We start from the raw sequence: 18,790 nt of genomic DNA, 5'->3' as shown, positions 1-18,790 counted from the left end.
GGAGCGAAGCTATGTCAAATACAAATATTGATGCGTTACGCGTTATTCAAACCGAACTTAAAGCACCAAAGAGCAAATTCAACAAATTTGGTAAATTTCATTACCGTAGTCTGGAAGATATCTTGGAAGGGGTAAAACCACTCTTACAGAAATACGGCGCTACCCTTGTGGTGACTGATGAAGTGCAACAGATCGGGCCGGTTGTTGTGGTCACGGCTAAAGCTGTCTTTACCGATGATCAGGGTAAACAAACTGTGACTACCGCACATGCCGGTGTAGAACTCGATAAAAAAGGAATGGATGTGGCCCAGACTTTTGGTGCATCCAGCTCTTATGCGCGTAAATACGCATTGAATGGCCTATTCCTGATTGATGACACTCAGGATGCCGATACGGATGCTTTCCATCAACAGACCAATGCACCGGCGCAAAATAACCAGCAGAATGCTCTTGTTCAAAATCAGCAGCGTAGCCAGAACCAGCCACCGGCACAGCAACAGCAGTCCCAGCAGCAAAACCAGATGGCTCCGGCCAATGCTGCACAGCAATTGACTCAGGAATTTCAGCAGGCCTTAAATGCAATTCATCATGCAGATAAGGAAGCCGATCTGGGCGTGATCTACAAGCAGTTTAAAGGCACCCGCTACGAACCTCAGATTGTGAAGGCCTGCAAAGCAAAAAAGGACATGGAGGGTTGGAGTGCGTAAAAACCTACATCTTTAAGTATGTGGCCAAGCTTCACGGCAAAGGCAGCTTACGAGGACGTGTAGAAGCTACGACAGCTCTCCAGGCAAAACGCCAGGTAATGTTAGGCAATGAGTTGATCAAGGATGTCTCAGTCTCCTTGTTAACCAATCAAAAGGCTGCCCGGAAACAGGCTTTTGAAAAGTTGAACACAGCATTGCCGGCTTAAAACTTTAAACATCAAAAATCAAAGCGAACGAATTGTGCAGATTGCATTCACAGCCTTTCATTCAGGGCTGTACGAAAGGATATGAGGTAAATTTTATGTCTTGCTTGTTTCAAGTCTCTGACATTCCTAACCAACACAGCCAGATGGATCACCAGAAGCCCACTATAAAAACTTATATCTGGTCGTATGAAGCAACCACGGTACGTGGTCTGGGCAAAGTTAAGGGGCGTGTCGAAGCGCCCAACGGGTACGAAGCACAAATCGTGGTTAAGCAGTCAAATTTAATGATCAATTCAATTTCTGTTAAATTGCTTAAAAATCAAGATCAGGCACGCAAAGAGAAGTTTATTAAGTACACGGGTATTCAATCATGAACGTAATTATTGAAGATGCAGCGATTAATTATTGCAAGATCAAGCCTGAAGTTCCTCAGCCCGTGAAGCGCATTCCAGATCCCCTTGTCTTTCCATTTTCGGTTTTTATGCAAAATGGCGGATACTCTATTAGCCCGGCAAAAGATGGCGTTTCTTTTAAAAAAGGAAAATATACCGGGAAAATTAAAGGTTCCTGGAGCGTACGCGCAGACTTTTACGAGATGAACGAACATTGTATAAATCGGTTCAAAATGTTTACTGAACTATATTTAAAAGGCGGTAAGAAATTTATTGAGGACCTCACCCAGCAAGGGTTTGCTCGCCTGCCGCCTCATATGCGGGATCAGACATTTTTGACGGGGGTTGTATGAACATTGAAAAAGAAAGAGAGGTTTTCTCAAACTGGCATGAGTCAGAATATGGAGAGCATGTAACGTGGTGGGATGGAGTGCCGGCAAGCCACATTCATAATGATCGTTGGTGCGGCTGGAAGGCAGCCAAAGTCCAGGCGATGCCAGAGGATTATATCCTGATCCCTAAAAGCCCCATCAAAGAAATTACATTATGGCTACTTTGCCAAAAAGACATTGGTGACAACTTATCACAAGCCGAATATTTCTATGCAGAGTTAGTTGAAAAGTTTGTTGAAGCAAAAGCGGATGCGGAGGATAACTGAATGAATAATGATGAAATTCAAGCCGAAATTGAGAGATTTAATACAGCTGATAATGATGCCTCATTTTCACCCGAATCAATCGCAGCTGTACTTGGTGTCTCCCTATCATGGTTGCAGAAAAAACGCTGTGTAGGTGGGGGTATCCCATTTTCAAAAGTACATTATAGAAAAATAATGTATAAAAAATCAGATGTGTTAGCTTACATAGAAAGTCAGCGCATCCAATCAACATCACAAATGGCGGTTTAACCGCCTTTTTTATTGAAAAAATTTAGTAGGCAAACAGTAGGCTAAAAACCAATAAAAATAGGCAAAATTTAGAGAAATAGGCACATAGTAGGCAAATAAAGTATATTATCGTATTATGTTGTGCGCTTTAATATTGTTTCAGGCATTCTTAATAAAATACAAAAACTTAAATTACTTTTCTATGCTGTTTAATATGCTTTGATATCGTTTCGTATTGCTGAAATTGATACTTTTCCCGAGAACTCATCGGGTTCAGGGTAACGACCATGCAGCGGCACCTCTGGAGCATTATTTTAAATATTCAACACTTGGCCCATATAAAAACGATAATCCGGCTCAAATCCCAATTCTGTCTTTGCTTTTATATTCATATATTGCTGTTCATCTTCCACAATCTGATAAATACCATTTCCCTTTTCAATAGCCAGATAAGCAGCGTGTGCGGCCGCATCGACATGGATTTTGCAAGACTCTGCAGCCACACAGCCTGTCGCCTCTCCATATAATTTTCCATAGCGTAGAATCACGTGATTCAGTCCGCTATTTTGTACCTGCTTTTCTAGCTCATTTATCCCTTCAGCATTCAGTTTCAAGATAGGGTTTACTGAATTTAAATCCAATGCTGTTTGTTCATTGTAGCAAGGCTGGTCAGGCAGATAAGCAAACGCGATGCTTTGCACTATTAGCTTACAGGACGTATTTGTAAGAGCCTGAACAAGATTGTAAGTTCCCTCCTTTCTGATTTTTGCATTTCTAATGCGGGCTTGTTGCATTAAATCTGGCTGTAAACCATAAGGTAAATCGGTGAGTTGATGAATCACCACATCTGGCGCAACTTCACTTATTATTTCTTTAATCCTTTCCGCATCGAAAATATCCGCAATTAAGGAATGCACACCGATAGCCTGTAAAAACCTGGCCTTATCTATAGAACGGGTCATACCATATACCGTAAAACCTTTTTGCCGGAGAATCAGGCAAAGCTTATAGCCAATGGCACCTGTTGCTCCAGCAATAAAGACAACAGGTCTATCTGGATGATGATTTTTCATTTAAAAAGTTTCTTAGTCAAAGGAATAATAAAATAGTGCCGATATTTTCGACACTATTCTAGACTCTGGTTTTCTCAATCAGGTTTAATTATTCATCCTTCAAAGCACATTCATAATTGCTTGGCTCTTGTGAACAACGCACCTGCTTCAACAGCTTCATCATATCCTTATCGTAAAAGCCTTCTTTGGTCATTTGAATCCGGGCTTCACGCATCAAGCGTACATAGCCAGGCTTATCACTTTCATTCAGCTTTAACCAGAACTTGTCTGGTATCTTGGCTTCGATTTTATCGACAAATTCAAAGGCCGGATTTAACTGTTTGGAAATCACTTCACGCGCAATCGATCCCATCCCTGCTGGAAACTTATTCCGCTGCATAATCAGGGTTCCTGTTACCTGTATCACAGGAAATTTAATAATACCGCCAACGGCTTTACCTGATTTATCGGTCATGCCTTTTTGTAATTCCAATGGCTCAAATAAAATCGCTGGCCCGGCCATGATATCGACTTCTTTATTATTAAACTTTCCGCCCACCGTCACCAGATCGACAGAAACCGGTTGTGCACCGACATTCTGTACCAGTTTCTTTTGCGTTTCATCAAACTGGAATACCGCGACCTTTTTACCTGCAGCTTTTGCCAAAGTATTAATATTACGATCGGTTACCATGATATAGGCGGCACCTAATGGTACGATTCCCACCACTTCATAGTCTTTATTGACCATCTTTTCATCAAATTTCGGATTGGCCAAAACCTGTATCACGGAACTGAGCTGCTTATAGGTCTGTAATGCACCGATGGCATCAATGCTCCCCACAAATTTATTAAACTGTTTGGCACGAAGGTTACTGATTCCGGCTCCATCACAGCGCTTGCTACGAAAATCTTCAGTCAAAACTGCTTCATTGGTATAGACCTTGAGATTGACTAACGTTGAGGCCTGTTTTTTTAATTTGGGATAATCAAAATCCAGTTTAAATTGTAAATGCGAAGGCCGGGTCACATTCATATTGACGCCGAACTGTTTTGCAACACGAACCATTCGCGGGATTTCGGTAATATAACTGGTGGCCTGCTCAAACGCTTCACTATGCTCGCCATTGGGGGAAAACACACATAAAGTGACTTGCTTGGGAATCTGCTGCCAGGTTTTGGGATCATTGAGCAACTGTTTGATCTTATTCTGCGAATGGGTCGAAAGTGTCAAGTCCAGTTTGCCTTCAGGTGCTGCATAAGCGGTATTCATCAGCACAATTGAACTCGCCAAAGTACAATGAATCAAAAAAGACTTTGTGAATCTGATCAATTTATTATTTTGCATAAGCCAATCCATTTTTAGCTATTTCCCAACAGTTTTATTCAAGTTAAGGAGAAAAGATAAAAATAGAATTGACTGTATTTGGCTAGCAAATGTCAATTAAGCCAACCAAAACAGGTGATTAAATTCAGGTACTCGCAGATGCATTGGCAATGCAAGGCTGTGACCCTGGAACAGGAATGGCGCGTTTATCGGATAGTTTTATAAAACAGCAGATTTAGCTGAAATACGTTAAATCAGCTGCTGTTTAGCCCACCTGTAGCATATTCAGTACGTTTAAATTAAATAAATGACCAGACCACATTTTCATCCTGGCGTTTTAACAGAAAACTGGTCTGCTCATCATCTTCTACAATGAGATGCTGGTTTGAAATCATTTTAACCTTGAGCAAGGTGTCATTTTTATAGACCAGATCAATTTCACCTTCTTTTTTTAAGACAAGCATTTGCTCTAGAACAATCAGTTTTTTTGATTCAAACATCGTTTTCCCCTACAACGCCATACCCTGTGAAATATTTACCCAGACCGCTATTTCACAGCCGTGCATATTAGATCATTCATCCAGCATAACTGCATATTTTGTCTAACAGTTCACAAAAAATGATATTTTTTGCAGGTATTGACACAATAGTTATGAGTGCTGATTGAAAGTTTTGGTGTAGTTGAGCAACTTGCTGTCATGCAGAAATAAAAAAATGGCCGCTTTAAAAGCAGCCATTTTACCCTAAGCAGAATTACCAGCTTACGTTAACACGTCTATTTGGCGCCAAGCAGCCCACCAGTTGTGTATTGGCTTTGTTACCTGCACATTGCTGATATAGGTCAGTCTGGCTATTTGCCTGAATTTGAATACGGTTAGCATCAATACCTTCATTTACCAGCAACTTCGCGACTGTATTGGCACGTTGTGCTGATAACTGGTGGTTATACGCAAATTTACCCAATGGATCAGCAAAACCAGCCACCAGAATTGGACCTGTTGAACCTGTTTGTTTGATGCGTTGTGCAATCGCTGCAACTGAGGCCGGACCTTGTTCAATTGCATTGGCATTAAAACGGTCGAAAGCAAAAAATACGCTGCCAGAACGTGCAGTAGCGAGGGCTGCATCGGCAGGAACCTGGTTATTTGCACCCCAAGCCATTAAGCCTTCACACGCTTCACCTTTCCATGACAATCTTTCTGACAGGTATTTTTTGTCAAAATCGATGCGGAGTTGGCAACGCAAATACTCTTGGCTATTCGGCTGGCGAATATCTAAAACATAGTTCCAGGTTTTTACCAAGAATACGCCTTCGCTAAATTGAGGATTACCCAATAAATGACGGATCTGGTCTTTGGTCAAACCTGTATCCAAACGGGCAACATCGTTATATTCATAACGCTTTACCTGTTTCAAATAACTTTTTTCAACAGCTGGAAACTTGATTTCTTCCTGCTGTACTGGCGTTGTCTCTTCCTCTGCATAAGTCGCTACCGAGAAACCGGCAAGAGCGGCTACTGCCAAGCATTGAATCGTTTTTTTCATTTCATTACTCTCTTTATAGTCCAAGTAAGGAGAGCGTTTGCTCTCCCCGCCAGTTTCTTAGTTAATTACGCCACTGATACCAATACGTACGCTTGGATCACCTTGAGATGCTGCAGCAACACCACCGGTAATTGACCAACGGCCATTATCAGATGTTTTACGCAAAGTGACACCGACCGCATTTTCACCGCCATGGTAAGCAGCACCGGCAGCATAAGTGTATTTACCAGCAACAAATGGAGCTGCTTCAAGTGCCATTGCAGCAGCAATACCTGCATTGGCTTTTTTCTCAACACTGTCAATACGTTGGTTCGTGTCATAGAACGCTTGTTGTAACTGGTCACCGAGGTTGGTAATACGGTTACCCAATTCCTGATTTGACTGGTTCAGCGCCCCGATCGCGTCATGAATCGTGTCTTTACCTGTGCCACCAACGTTCTTGGTTTTGATGGTTCCATCCGGATTTACCGTAGTGTTACCACCGATGCTGTTCTTGATGCTGTCAGAGATATTATGGATCTGACCACCATTCACCGCATCTTTAGAACCTTTGGCAATGGTTCCATCAGCTACACCTTGAATAACACGGTCGCCATCTTTACCTGCCATATTGACACTCTTACCGCCAGTATCTTTACCTACAGTAATTTCGCCCTTCGGATCCTGCTGCTGAACAAGACCAGACTTACCATTGTTGATGTTGTTGATATTGTTCTGGATGTTCTGGATATCATTGGTGTTTTTGTCAACATTCTGTTTGACATCCCACAATTGACCGCCATTCACCGCATCTTTAGAACCTTGTTCAACCTTACCATCAGCAACATTTTTCAGGTTGGTACCTTTATCGCCACCACCCAAAGTCACTGAGTTTTTATCAACATTGCCATCTTTGTCTTTGTCGTACTTCACAGCATTGTCAGATAAATCACCGATCTCTTTACCGATTTTATCTTTAACATCATTGATTTGCTTGTCGAGCTGACCTTTATTCACAGCATCTTTCGCATCAACACCATCAGCAACATTGGTAATTTTCTTACCACCTGCATCAATACCGTTAATGGTGATACTTGGGCCACCTTTAATGACCAAGCCATTGTTGTTCAATACTGTATTGCCCGTGGTAATGCTGTCGAACTTCGCATCTTTCAACAATTCAATCTTGATGCCATCTTCAGTGGTACGGGTAATGACATTTTCACCGCTGGTCTTGTCTTCTGCTGTTGCAGCATCAGCACCACCCACGATGTTTAACTTGTCACCCAGCTTACGGTGTACATCTTTACCGGCATTACCAGCAAAATTCAGACCTTTGTTGGTCAGGTCATTCACACCATTGGTCACCTTGTCATCAACTGACTTGATCGCATCATTGATGTTGTTCTTGCCTGTACCGCCAATATTGTTGGTGGTAATGCTACCGTCCGGATTCACCGTGGTGTTGCCACCAATGCTGTTCTTGACGCTGTCAGAAATATGCTTGATCTGACCACCATTTACCGCATCTTTAGAACCCTTGGCAATTGAACCGTCAGCAACATTGGTAATGACTTTATTACCTGCATTGATGCCGTCTTTAGTGATGCTTGGGCCATCTTTAATGGTCAGGCCATTGTTGTTCAATACGCTGTCGCCAGTCGTGACGCTGTCTAAAGTCAGGTCTTTCTTGGTCGATACTTCGTAGTTAGTACTGCCATCTTTATTGGTGGTTTCCTTCACAACAATGTTGTCGCCTTCAGTCACTGTAGTTTTCGCTTTGGTTGCAGCGTCTTTTACATTGCTGATTGCATCATTGATGTTGTTCTTGCCTGTACCGCCAATGTTGTTGGTGGTGATGCTACCGTCCGGATTTACCGTGGTGTTACCACCAATGCTGTTCTTGATGCTGTTAGAAATATGCTTGATCTGACCACCATTTACCGCATCTTTAGAACCTTGAGCAATTGAACCATCAGCAACATTGCTAATGACTTTATTACCTGCATTGATGCCGTCTTTAGTGATGCTTGGGCCATCTTTGATGGTTAGACCATTGTTGTTCAATACGCTGTCGCCAGTGGTAATGCTGTCGAACTTCGCATCTTTCAACAATTCGATCTTGATGCCATCTTCAGTGGTACGGGTAATAACATTTTCACCGCTGGTCTTGTCTTCTGCTGTTGCAGCATCAGCACCACCCACGATGTTTAACTTGTCACCCAGCTTACGGTGTACATCTTTACCGGCATTACCAGCAAAGTTTAGACCTTTGTTAGTCAGGTCATTCACACCATTGGTCACCTTGTCATCAACTGACTTGATCGCATCATTGATGTTGTTCTTGCCTGTACCGCCAATGTTGTTGGTGGTGATGCTACCGTCCGGATTCACCGTGGTGTTACCGCCGATGCTGTTCTTGATGCTGTCAGAGATATTCTTGATCTGACCACCATTCACCGCATCTTTAGAACCCTTGGCAATTGAACCGTCAGCAACATTGCTAATGACTTTATTACCTGCATTGATGCCGTCTTTAGTGATGCTTGGGCCATCTTTAATGGTTAAGCCATTGTTGTTCAATACGCTGTCGCCAGTCGTGACGCTGTCTAAAATCAGGTCTTTCTTGGTCGCAACTTCGTAGTTAGTACTGCCATCTTTATTGGTGGTTTCCTTCACAACAATGTTGTCGCCTTCAGTCACTGTAGTCTTCGCTTTGGTTGCAGCGTCTTTTACATTGCTGATTGCATCATTGATGTTGTTTTTGCCTGTACCGCCAATGTTGTTGGTGGTGATGCTACCGTCCGGATTCACCGTGGTGTTACCGCCGATGCTGTTCTTGATGCTGTCAGAAATATGCTTGATCTGACCACCATTCACCGCATCTTTAGAACCTTGGGCAATTGAACCATCTGCAACATTGCTAATGACTTTATTACCTGCATTGATGCCATCTTTGGTGATGCTTGGGCCATCTTTGATGGTTAAGCCATTGTTGTTCAATACGCTGTCGCCAGTAGTAATACTGTCGAACTTCGCATCTTTCAACAATTCGATCTTGATGCCATCTGCAGTCGTACGGGTAATGACATTTTCACCGCTGGTCTTGTCTTCTGCTGTTGCAGCATCAGCACCACCCACGATGTTTAACTTGTCACCCAGCTTACGGTGTACATCTTTACCGGCATTACCAGCAAAGTTCAGACCTTTGTTGGTCAGGTCATTTACACCATTGGTTACCTTGTCATCAACTGACTTGATCGCATCATTGATGTTGTTCTTGCCTGTACCGCCAATATTATTGGTGGTGATGCTACCGTCCGGATTCACCGTGGTGTTACCACCAATGCTGTTCTTGATGCTGTCAGAGATATTCTTGATCTGACCACCATTTACCGCATCTTTAGAACCCTTGGCAATTGAACCGTCAGCAACATTGCTAATGACTTTATTACCTGCATTGATGCCGTCTTTAGTGATGCTTGGACCATCTTTAATGGTTAAGCCATTGTTGTTCAATACGCTGTCGCCCGTGGTGACGCTGTCTAAAGTCAGGTCTTTCTTGGTCGCAACTTCGTAGTTAGTACTGCCATCTTTATTGATGGTTTCCTTGACAACAATGTTATCGCCTTCAGTCACTGTAGTCTTCGCTTTGGTTGCAGCGTCTTTTACATTGCTGATTGCATCATTGATGTTGTTTTTACCTGTACCGCCAATGTTGTTGGTGGTAATGCTACCGTCCAGATTCACCGTGGTGTTACCGCCGATGCTGTTCTTGATGCTGTCAGAAATATGCTTGATCTGACCACCATTCACCGCATCTTTAGAACCTTGAGCAATTGAACCGTCAGCAACATTGCTAATGACCTTGTTACCTGCATTGATGCCATCTTTGGTGATGCTTGGGCCATCTTTAATGGTTAAGCCATTGTTGTTCAATACGCTGTCGCCAGTAGTGACGCTGTCTAAAGTCAGGTCTTTCTTGGTCGCAACTTCGTAGTTAGTACTGCCATCTTTATTGATGGTTTCCTTGACAACAATGTTGTCGCCTTCAGTCACTGTAGTTTTCGCTTTGGTTGCAGCGTCTTTTACATTGCTGATTGCATCATTGATGTTGTTCTTGCCTGTACCGCCAATGTTATTGGTGGTAATGCTACCGTCCGGATTTACCGTGGTGTTACCGCCGATGCTGTTCTTGATGCTGTCAGAAATATGCTTGATCTGACCACCATTCACCGCATCTTTAGAACCTTGAGCAATTGAACCGTCAGCAACATTGCTAATGACTTTATTACCTGCATTGATGCCATCTTTAGTGATGCTTGGGCCATCTTTGATGGTCAGGCCATTGTTGTTTAATACGCTGTCGCCAGTGGTAATGCTGTCGAACTTCGCATCTTTCAATAATTCAATCTTGATGCCATCTTCAGTGGTACGTGTGATTACGTTCTCACCGCTGGTCTTGTCTTCTGCTGTTGCAGCATCAGCACCACCCACGATGTTTAACTTGTCACCCAGCTTACGATGAACGTCTGCACCGGCATTACCAGCAAAATTCAAGCCCTTGTTTTCCAGCTCGGTCTTGGTGTTGTCAATCTTGCTGTTTAGCTCAGTCTTGGTATCAGTAATCTGATTGGTTAACTGATCTTTAGTATCATTTAACTTGTTATTGGTATCCGTGATACGGTTACCCAAGTCTTTTTTAGCATCGTCCAGCTTGTTGTTGGTATCGGTAATCTTGCTATCCAGACCATCTTTGGTTTTGGTTAACTGGTCAACATTGACCGCATCTTTACCGTTTACGCCATCAGCAACGTTAGTAATGACTTTATTACCCGCATTGATGCCATCTTTGGTGATGCTTGGGCCATCTTTAATGGTCAGGCCATTGTTGTTCAATACGCTGTCGCCAGTAGTAATGCTGTCGAACTTCGCATCTTTCAACAATTCGATCTTGATGCCATCTGCAGTCGTACGGGTAATAACATTTTCACCGCTGGTCTTGTCTTCTGCTGTTGCAGCATCAGCACCACCCACGATGTTTAACTTGTCACCCAGCTTACGGTGAACGTCTGCACCGGCATTACCGGCAAAGTTCAAGCCCTTGTTTTCCAGCTCGGTCTTGGTGTTGTCAATCTTGCTGTTTAGCTCAGTCTTGGTATCAGTAATCTGATTGGTTAACTGATCTTTAGTATCATTTAACTTGTTATTAGTATCCGTGATCTGGTTACCCAAGTCTTTTTTAGCGTCGTCCAGCTTGTTGTTGGTATCGGTAATCTTGCTATCCAGACCATCTTTGGTTTTGGTTAACTGGTCAACATTGACCGCATCTTTACCGTTTACACCATCAGCAACATTAGTAATGACTTTATTACCTGCATTGATGCCATCTTTGGTGATGCTTGGGCCATCTTTGATGGTCAAACCATTGTTGTTCAATACGCTGTCGCCAGTGGTAATGCTGTCGAACTTCGCATCTTTCAACAATTCAATCTTGATGCCATCTGCAGTCGTACGGGTAATGACATTTTCACCGCTGGTCTTGTCTTCTGCTGTTGCAGCATCAGCACCACCCACGATGTTTAACTTGTCACCCAGCTTACGATGAACGTCTGCACCGGCATTACCGGCAAAGTTCAAGCCCTTGTTTTCCAGCTCGGTCTTGGTGTTGTCAATCTTGCTGTTTAGCTCGGTCTTGGTATTGTTGATCTGGTTACCTAAATCTGTTTTGGCATCATTCAGATTTTTATTGGTATCTGCAATTTGATTGCCCAAATCATTTTTGGTGTTATCAATTTTCTGATCCAGATTGGTAATGTTTTGTGCATTCTCATTCACACGACCGTCAACATGCTTAAGCTGACGCACAGTCACGGCATCTGAATCGGCAGAACCGTCTTCAACATTGGTAATACGGCGCTCTTTTCCAGCAGAACCAACAGAAACGACACCATTTGACATAGATGCATCACGATTGGTCAGGAAAGAATTACCTGTTGCTTCTGTAGCAACTGCATCTTGTCCTAATGCCACACTGTTTTCTGCTTCTACCCGGCTACGTGCGCCCAGAGCTACACCACCAGCAACCATAGATTGCGCACCCTGGCCTACCGCAACTGCATTTTCCTGGTCAGCAATGGCACCGGCACCAATCGCAGCAGCATTTTTACCAGTTGCTTTAGCACCACCACCGATGGCAGCAGCATTTTCATTACTTGCTTCTGCACCTTTACCAACTGCAGCAGCACTGTCACCCGTCGCTTTGGCATTGCTACCAATGGCAGCAGCGCCATTACCTGTTGCTGTCGCACCTTCACCAGGTTTATTACCTGAACCGATTGCTGTCGAGTTTGTGCCGGAAGCAAACGAGTTAATCCCCATTGCTGATGCGCCATCACCCGTTGCCTGAGCTACCGCACCAAATGCAGCAGCACCTTTACCTGATGCATTTGACATCACACCAAATGCAGCTGATGCATCACCTGTTGCTTTAGAGGTCATACCAAATGCAGACGAAAATGCACCTGTACCTAAAGCCTGAGTACCAACTGCTGTTGAACCATGATTCGCCTCAGTGGTTGGATAACTACCCGCTTTTAATACACCACCTGTAATGTCAGTATATTTTTGACTTAACTCAGTATCTCGTGCAATTTTATCAACATCATCACCACCAATGGCAACGGATGAGTTACCGCGTGCAATAACATCTGCACCAATTGCCACAGACTGGTCACCAATCGCCTTAGTCTGGTCACCGATTGCAATAGACTGGTTACTATTTACCCCTTCTGCACCTTTGGTCGATGAGCCACGACCAATCGCTACATCACCACGACCAACCGTATTGGCACTTGCACCCATCGCAACAGAACCTGAACCTACAGCCTGGGCACCACTTCCCATTGCCATCGCTTCACGTCCGGTTGAACTTGCGTTTACACCAACAGCAATCGAATTAAGACCTTTTGCGCCATCATTCTCATAGTTACCGCCTTGTACACCATTATCATTTACGCTGACATAATGGGTACGTGCCGCTTTTAACTGACGAACAGTAGCAGCATCAGAGTCAGCAGCACCATCTGCAACATTCTGGATACGACGTTCAGCACCCACATCACCAATAGACAAAACGCCTGTTGGAGCAGCTTGCTTGGTCAGGAAACTTTCACCTGTCGCCTGAGTTGCTTTTGAATCTTTTCCTAGTGCAATACTGTTTTCTGCTTCTGAACGCGCACCTTTACCAACAGCGACACCACCATCAAAAGAAGCTTCTGCCTGGTCACCGATAACAACTGCATCGTCTTTATTTGCCTTGGCACCGGTACCAATCGCAACTGATTTTTTACCTGTAGAAGATGAAAATGCACCAATTGCCAAAGAGTTTTCCTGGGTCGCAACCGCACCACCACCAAAGGCAATCGAATCTTTACCAGTTGCCTTGGTCGCCATGTTTGGCTGATATGAAGCACCTGCCTGACCTGCGACAGAACCGGCATTTTCAATATCAGGTGAACCAATTGCAATTGAACGGTAACCTTCTGCTGTTGCAGAGTGACCAATCGCTAATGAACCTTTCCCTGTCGCAGCAGCCACGTTACCAATAGCCTGAGAGAAATCTCCAATTGCTGCTGACTGACGACCAATCGCAAGTGCAGTATTACCGGCAGACAGTGCTCCTGTACCAATGGCAACACCTGCAATTTCTTTTACTGATGCATAAGAACCAATTGCAGTACCCAAGCCTTTCTCAACATTTGCTCCTGTACCAAAGGCAATTGATCCACCCTCTTTATTGCCCCCATCAGCGAATGCACCCGTAGTGTTGTTATATGGATTATTACGGTCTGCAATTAATGAACCACGCCCTAAAGCGGTTGTTTTAGAACCACAACCAATTGCAATATCAGAACGATTACCAGCACTTGCTTGAGTTTCTACACATTGAGCAGATGAAATACCTGTTCCCGGCCCTTTTCCATTTTCAATACCTTGTGCCGCAAATGCTGCAGGAGAAAAACTAATTGCACCAACCAATACTGCAGCGGTTAGATTTGAAATTTTAGATTTAGTCTTGGTTCTACTTTTTGCCAGTTCAGAAGTTGCGACCCATGCTCCGATAGATGCATTCCAAACCACTTTATATACTTTGTTCATAAAAATTCTCAGACGTTTACTACAGTTATGGATGGTCTAAAAATGCAAATGAGCATTTTTAGTGTCAGCGCTAAAAAAGAGACGCGGATGCTAATAAACCCGAGTAAATTGGTAAAGATACAGTGAACATTTTTTGTTAAATATGAGACGCAATTCTCAAAATCACTAAAAAATAAAACAATTCAAAGCATTGATATAATTAGAAAAACAACAAAATATATTTTTATGTATGATTTGTGTTAACTTTTATTAAAATTATGAAGCGGTAGAGTAAAAACTCAATAAATCAATATAAAAAAATAATCAATCCCATAAAATTCCATTAATTATTGAAATTAATACTAAATATAAATTGATTAGCCAAAATAAAAAATCATACAAAAAATATAAAATTTAACTTAATAAATCAGGAAACTAGAGCTTAGATATTATGGAATAAATCGAGTATGATGCCGCTTACCAAAACCACTTTTTCAAGCCTATGGGCCAAGATTTAAAATCAATCCGAAAACAGCTTCGCCAAAAGAGAAGGCAATTGTCTTGCCATGAACACAGAAAAGCTGAACAACAGGTTTTAATTCAGCTCAGAACCTCGGTGCGTTTTAAAACTGCAACCAAAATTGGCCTTTATTTGCATGCTTTTGGAGAAATTCATACACAAAAGATGCTGGAACTGTGCTTTCAACAAAACAAAAAGGTGTATTTGCCAATGATTTGTAATATGAATCAACGGCTGGTCTGGGTCAGGGTGTATGCCAAACAGTATTTCAATCGCCGCTTTTCGCATCATCCTTTAGGCATGAAAGAGCCTATGGCAAGTCGTGGCCAGCCAGTTTCCCGACTGGATTTGCTGATCATGCCCTTGCTGGCATGTGATTATCTGGGGACCCGTATTGGTATGGGCGGCGGTTTTTATGACCGGACCCTGTCCACTGCTCAACAGTATCCTTACCGGCTCGGCCTGGCGCACAACTTTCAATATATAGAAACCCGTTTAGACAGACAAAAATGGGATCAGCCATTAGATGAATTGATTACGCCTAAAAAACGTTATTATTTCAAACGTTAGCTCCTTATTTTCTTATTAAAGTCATAAAACTTGAGTAATTTAGTCTTTTTTTTATATTTTATAAGTAAAAACCCTTGTAATTTTTAAAATGCACATCACTATAAAAAACATGGCAACACCGTTGTCACTCATTAGGAGTGCCCATGTCTGAATATATTTTGAATAATGAAACAAGCTTAGAGCCACAGGTTCCAAGTGTATTACCACTATTAGCGTTGCGTGATGTTGTGGTCTATCCGCACATGCAAATTGCGCTATTTGTGGGTCGTGAAAAATCGATCAATGCAGTGGATGTGGCTCGTAACAGTGACAATTTAGTATTTGTAGTTGCGCAAAAAGATTCGCTTACAGAAGAAATTGATCATGACAATCTCTATCAATATGGAACCGTGGCCAAAATCGTACAAGTCGTCAATCATGAAAATGATGAAAACTGCATCAAGGTACTGATTGAAGGTCTATATCGTTCCAAGCTAGAACGCATTATTGATGGAGAGGAATACTTAACGGCTGAACATCATTTAAGCCCGATGACCTTATCTCTGGATCAAGAGACCCAAGAAACCCGCTTAAATGAATTGCGCACCCTGTTTGCTCAGTATGCTGAAGCAAAATTGCGTAATGCACGTGAACTCGTTGCAGCCGCAAATAAAATCGAAGACTTATTACAGCTGATGTTCTTCGTGGCGACCCGTGTGCCTTTAAATATTGAAGTGAAACAGAAGTTTCTGGAACACGACGAGTTTGAAGCTCATTTGCAAGAGTTGATGAATTATTTGATGAATCAGTCTGCCGAACAGCAAATTGAGCAAACCCTGCATGACAGCGTCAAACGTCAGATGGAAAAAAACCAGCGTGAATACTTTCTAAATGAAAAAATGAAAGTCATTCAACGTGAGCTTTCCGATATGAACGGCGGCGCCGAAGATGACGTGGCTGAAATTGAAAAGCGTCTGGCTGAAGCCGATTTACCGGAACATGTACGCAAAAAAGCAGAGGCCGAGTTCCGCAAGCTCAAGGCAATGCAACCTGCTTCAAGTGAAGCTGCTGTGGTCCGCAACTATCTGGAAGTAATTCTGGATACACCATGGAACAAAGCCAGCAAAGTCAGCATTAACCTGAATAAAGCCCAGGATATCCTTGATGCAGATCATTACGGTCTGGATGATGTCAAAGATCGCATTGTAGAGTATCTGGCTGTCCAGTCTCGGGTGAAAAAGCTCCGCGGTCCGATCCTGTGTTTAGTAGGACCTCCGGGTGTAGGTAAAACCTCGTTAGGTGAGTCGGTAGCCAAGGCAACTGGTCGTGAATTTGTCCGTATGGCACTTGGTGGTGTACGTGATGAAGCTGAAATTCGTGGTCACCGTCGTACCTATATCGGTGCGATGCCAGGCAAGATCGTGCAGTCTTTAACCAAGGTTGGCGTGAAGAATCCGTTGTTCTTACTCGACGAAATTGACAAGATGGCTCAAGACTACCGTGGCGACCCGGCATCAGCCTTGCTGGAAGTCCTTGATCCATCGCAAAACAGCAAGTTCAACGATCATTATCTTGACCTTGATCTTGACCTTTCAGAAGTGATGTTCATCTGTACTGCAAACAGCATGAATATTCCTGAAGCCTTGCTGGACCGTATGGAGGTGATTCGCCTACCGGGATATACCGAAGACGAAAAAGTGAATATTGCCGAACGTTACCTTGTTCCGAAAGCAATCAAGAACAATGGTCTACGTGCCAAGGAACTGACAGTTCACGAAGAGGCAATCCGTGACATCGTACAACGTTATACCCGTGAGGCAGGTGTCCGTAATTTAGAGCGTGAAGTTTCTAAAATTGCCCGTAAAGTGGTCAAAGAAGCGGTCAGCAAGAAGTCTAAAAACTTACAGATTGACGTGACTTCTGCCAATCTTCCTGAATACTTGGGTCCACACAAGTTTGACTTTGGTATCGCAGAAGATGAAGCACAGGTAGGTCGTGTCAACGGTCTGGCCTGGACCTCTGTTGGTGGTGAATTGCTGACCATCGAAGTTGCTGCTGTCAAAGGTAAAGGTAAATTCATTACAACCGGTTCACTCGGTGATGTTATGAAAGAGTCGATTACCGCAGCCATGACCGTGGTACGTACCCGTGCGGATGAGTTGGGCATTGAAGCATCACGTTTTGAAGAAACTGATGTGCATGTCCACTTACCAGAAGGTGCAACGCCAAAAGATGGCCCATCTGCCGGTTTGGCGCTTACCACTGCCCTTGTATCGGCATTTACAGGGATTCCGATTCGTCCGGATATCGCCATGACCGGTGAAACCAGTCTCGGTGGTCGTGCAATGCGTATTGGTGGTCTGAAAGAAAAACTTCTTGCAGCACACCGCGGTGGAATCAAGCTGGTCTTTATTCCGCAAGATAACGTTCGCGACTTGGCAGAGATTCCAGAAAACGTAAAAGAAGGGTTAGAAATCAAGGCAGTGAAAAGCATTGATGAAATCTTGCCTTTGGCGTTAACGGATACACCAAAGCCTTTACCTAAAACACCGATTGTAAAACCGGTGGAAGAAGCAAAAGCTGCCCGTCACTAAATCGCGATTAATAAAAAAGAGAGCTTCGGCTCTCTTTTTTTGTTACACATTATGGTTGAAAAATAACCAGTATCTTGCATAATGAAATAGAGTCGAAAAAACAAAGATCAACTTGGCTCAATGAACTCATTTTAGTGTCATCTGAACTCCAGACAGATGGCTCTTTGATCGCAGCTCATACGCATTTTGAGCTGCGTTTTTTATGGCCAATATAAATCAGTTTTTTGTATTTTTTATGACAAGATAAATCATATATCTGCCCCTACAGTTATGTGTAACCCTTATAATAAGCCTAATTTGCCAAATAAACCGTTGTTATGAAAATTCGCATCCTGACCATTGGTCAAAAAATGCCGGCCTGGGTACTGACCGGATTTGAAGACTACTTCAAACGTATTCAGCCCTTCGTACAAACGCAAGTGATTGAACTGCCTATGGCAAAACGGGGGAAAAATGACTCTGAAGCGGATATTTTAAAATATTGCCAGATTGAAGGTGAAAGTATTTTAAATGCGCTCAAGCCCAATGAAACCCTGATTGCTTTAGAAGTGGGTGGACGTGAACTCAGTACGGAAAAACTCGCCGATACCATGAAGCAATGGATGCTGGAAGGAAATGATATTGCGCTCGCCATTGGCGGACCAGATGGACATTCGGAAGCTGTACGCAAGGCAGCAGCATGGCACTGGTCATTGTCCAAACTGACCATGCCTCACCCCATGGTCCGTATCCTGCTGATCGAGCAATTGTACAGGGCCATGAGCATTAATCATAACCATCCTTATCATCGGGCTTAAAAGCTGTTCTGATTTTGCAACAATATGTTGAGCTTTAAGGGCTGTCATTACCCAATCTTTTTTGTCACCATAACCCTGTCGTTTTCATCAGGTGCAT

At 43.1% G+C, this 18,790-nt stretch carries 13 protein-coding genes; 8 read left to right on the top strand and 5 right to left on the bottom strand.

Annotation, left to right across the window (positions count from 1 at the left end; all coding sequences use genetic code 11):
* The first annotated feature begins 11 nt into the window (after positions 1-11).
* The 5 genes from OC23_RS00910 (at position 12) to OC23_RS00885 (ending at position 2,212) form a co-directional block, all read left to right on the top strand.
* A complete protein-coding gene (locus OC23_RS00910) occupies positions 12-707 on the top strand; it encodes an ERF family protein (RefSeq protein WP_038342127.1) in 696 nt (231 codons plus the stop codon).
* A 301-nt stretch (positions 708-1,008) separates the two neighbouring features.
* Entirely contained in the window at positions 1,009-1,287 is a 279-nt protein-coding gene (locus OC23_RS00900) for a hypothetical protein (RefSeq protein WP_227505523.1), read from the top strand.
* On the top strand, positions 1,284-1,658 hold the full coding sequence (locus OC23_RS00895) for a hypothetical protein (protein WP_038342125.1): 375 nt from the start codon (positions 1,284-1,286) through the stop codon (positions 1,656-1,658). Before OC23_RS00900 ends, OC23_RS00895 begins: the two co-directional genes overlap by 4 nt.
* On the top strand, positions 1,655-1,963 hold the full coding sequence (locus tag OC23_RS00890; RefSeq protein ID WP_038342124.1) for a hypothetical protein: 309 nt from the start codon (positions 1,655-1,657) through the stop codon (positions 1,961-1,963). The genes OC23_RS00895 and OC23_RS00890 overlap by 4 nt, the downstream gene beginning before the upstream one ends.
* The gene (locus tag OC23_RS00885; RefSeq protein ID WP_038342123.1) at positions 1,964-2,212 is read left to right on the top strand and encodes a helix-turn-helix domain-containing protein; all 249 of its coding nucleotides are present in this window, start codon (positions 1,964-1,966) and stop codon (positions 2,210-2,212) included.
* Positions 2,213-2,505: 293 nt separating this feature from the next.
* Here OC23_RS00885 and OC23_RS00880 read toward each other — a convergent pair whose 3' ends face one another.
* The 5 genes from OC23_RS00880 to OC23_RS00860 all read right to left on the bottom strand — a co-directional run bounded on the left by OC23_RS00880 (position 2,506) and on the right by OC23_RS00860 (position 14,254).
* On the bottom strand, positions 2,506-3,264 hold the full coding sequence (locus tag OC23_RS00880) for an NAD-dependent epimerase/dehydratase family protein (protein WP_038342122.1): 759 nt from the start codon (positions 3,262-3,264) through the stop codon (positions 2,506-2,508).
* A gap of 88 nt (positions 3,265-3,352) precedes the next feature.
* Positions 3,353-4,591: a putative solute-binding protein gene (locus OC23_RS00875; RefSeq protein WP_038342121.1), complete on the bottom strand. Its 1,239-nt coding sequence runs from the start codon at positions 4,589-4,591 to the stop codon at positions 3,353-3,355.
* A 278-nt stretch (positions 4,592-4,869) separates the two neighbouring features.
* The gene (locus OC23_RS00870; RefSeq protein WP_038342120.1) at positions 4,870-5,070 is read right to left on the bottom strand and encodes a hypothetical protein; all 201 of its coding nucleotides are present in this window, start codon (positions 5,068-5,070) and stop codon (positions 4,870-4,872) included.
* Positions 5,071-5,323: 253 nt separating this feature from the next.
* Positions 5,324-6,115: a trimeric autotransporter adhesin/peptidogylcan-associated protein TpgA gene (gene tpgA, locus OC23_RS00865; RefSeq protein ID WP_038342119.1), complete on the bottom strand. Its 792-nt coding sequence runs from the start codon at positions 6,113-6,115 to the stop codon at positions 5,324-5,326.
* A gap of 57 nt (positions 6,116-6,172) precedes the next feature.
* Positions 6,173-14,254 (bottom strand): ESPR-type extended signal peptide-containing protein, encoded by an 8,082-nt coding sequence (locus OC23_RS00860; protein WP_038342118.1) that lies wholly within the window; start codon positions 14,252-14,254, stop codon positions 6,173-6,175.
* A 481-nt stretch (positions 14,255-14,735) separates the two neighbouring features.
* On the opposite strand from OC23_RS00860, the gene OC23_RS00855 reads away from it, so the two are divergent.
* The 3 genes from OC23_RS00855 (at position 14,736) to rlmH (ending at position 18,693) form a co-directional block, all read left to right on the top strand.
* Positions 14,736-15,323 (top strand): 5-formyltetrahydrofolate cyclo-ligase, encoded by a 588-nt coding sequence (locus tag OC23_RS00855; RefSeq protein ID WP_038342117.1) that lies wholly within the window; start codon positions 14,736-14,738, stop codon positions 15,321-15,323.
* A gap of 143 nt (positions 15,324-15,466) precedes the next feature.
* Entirely contained in the window at positions 15,467-17,896 is a 2,430-nt protein-coding gene (lon, locus tag OC23_RS00850; protein WP_038342115.1) for an endopeptidase La, read from the top strand.
* 317 nt (positions 17,897-18,213) lie between these two features.
* Positions 18,214-18,693, top strand: a complete 480-nt coding sequence (gene rlmH / locus OC23_RS00845; protein WP_004770208.1) for a 23S rRNA (pseudouridine(1915)-N(3))-methyltransferase RlmH — start codon at positions 18,214-18,216, stop codon at positions 18,691-18,693.
* Positions 18,694-18,790 lie beyond the last annotated feature (97 nt).

The organism is Acinetobacter sp. A47, from assembly GCF_000805455.1.
Classification (GTDB): Bacteria; Pseudomonadota; Gammaproteobacteria; order Pseudomonadales; family Moraxellaceae; genus Acinetobacter.
The sequence above is the reverse complement of the archived record's forward strand: the minus strand, read 5'-3'. Positions and strand labels throughout refer to the sequence as shown.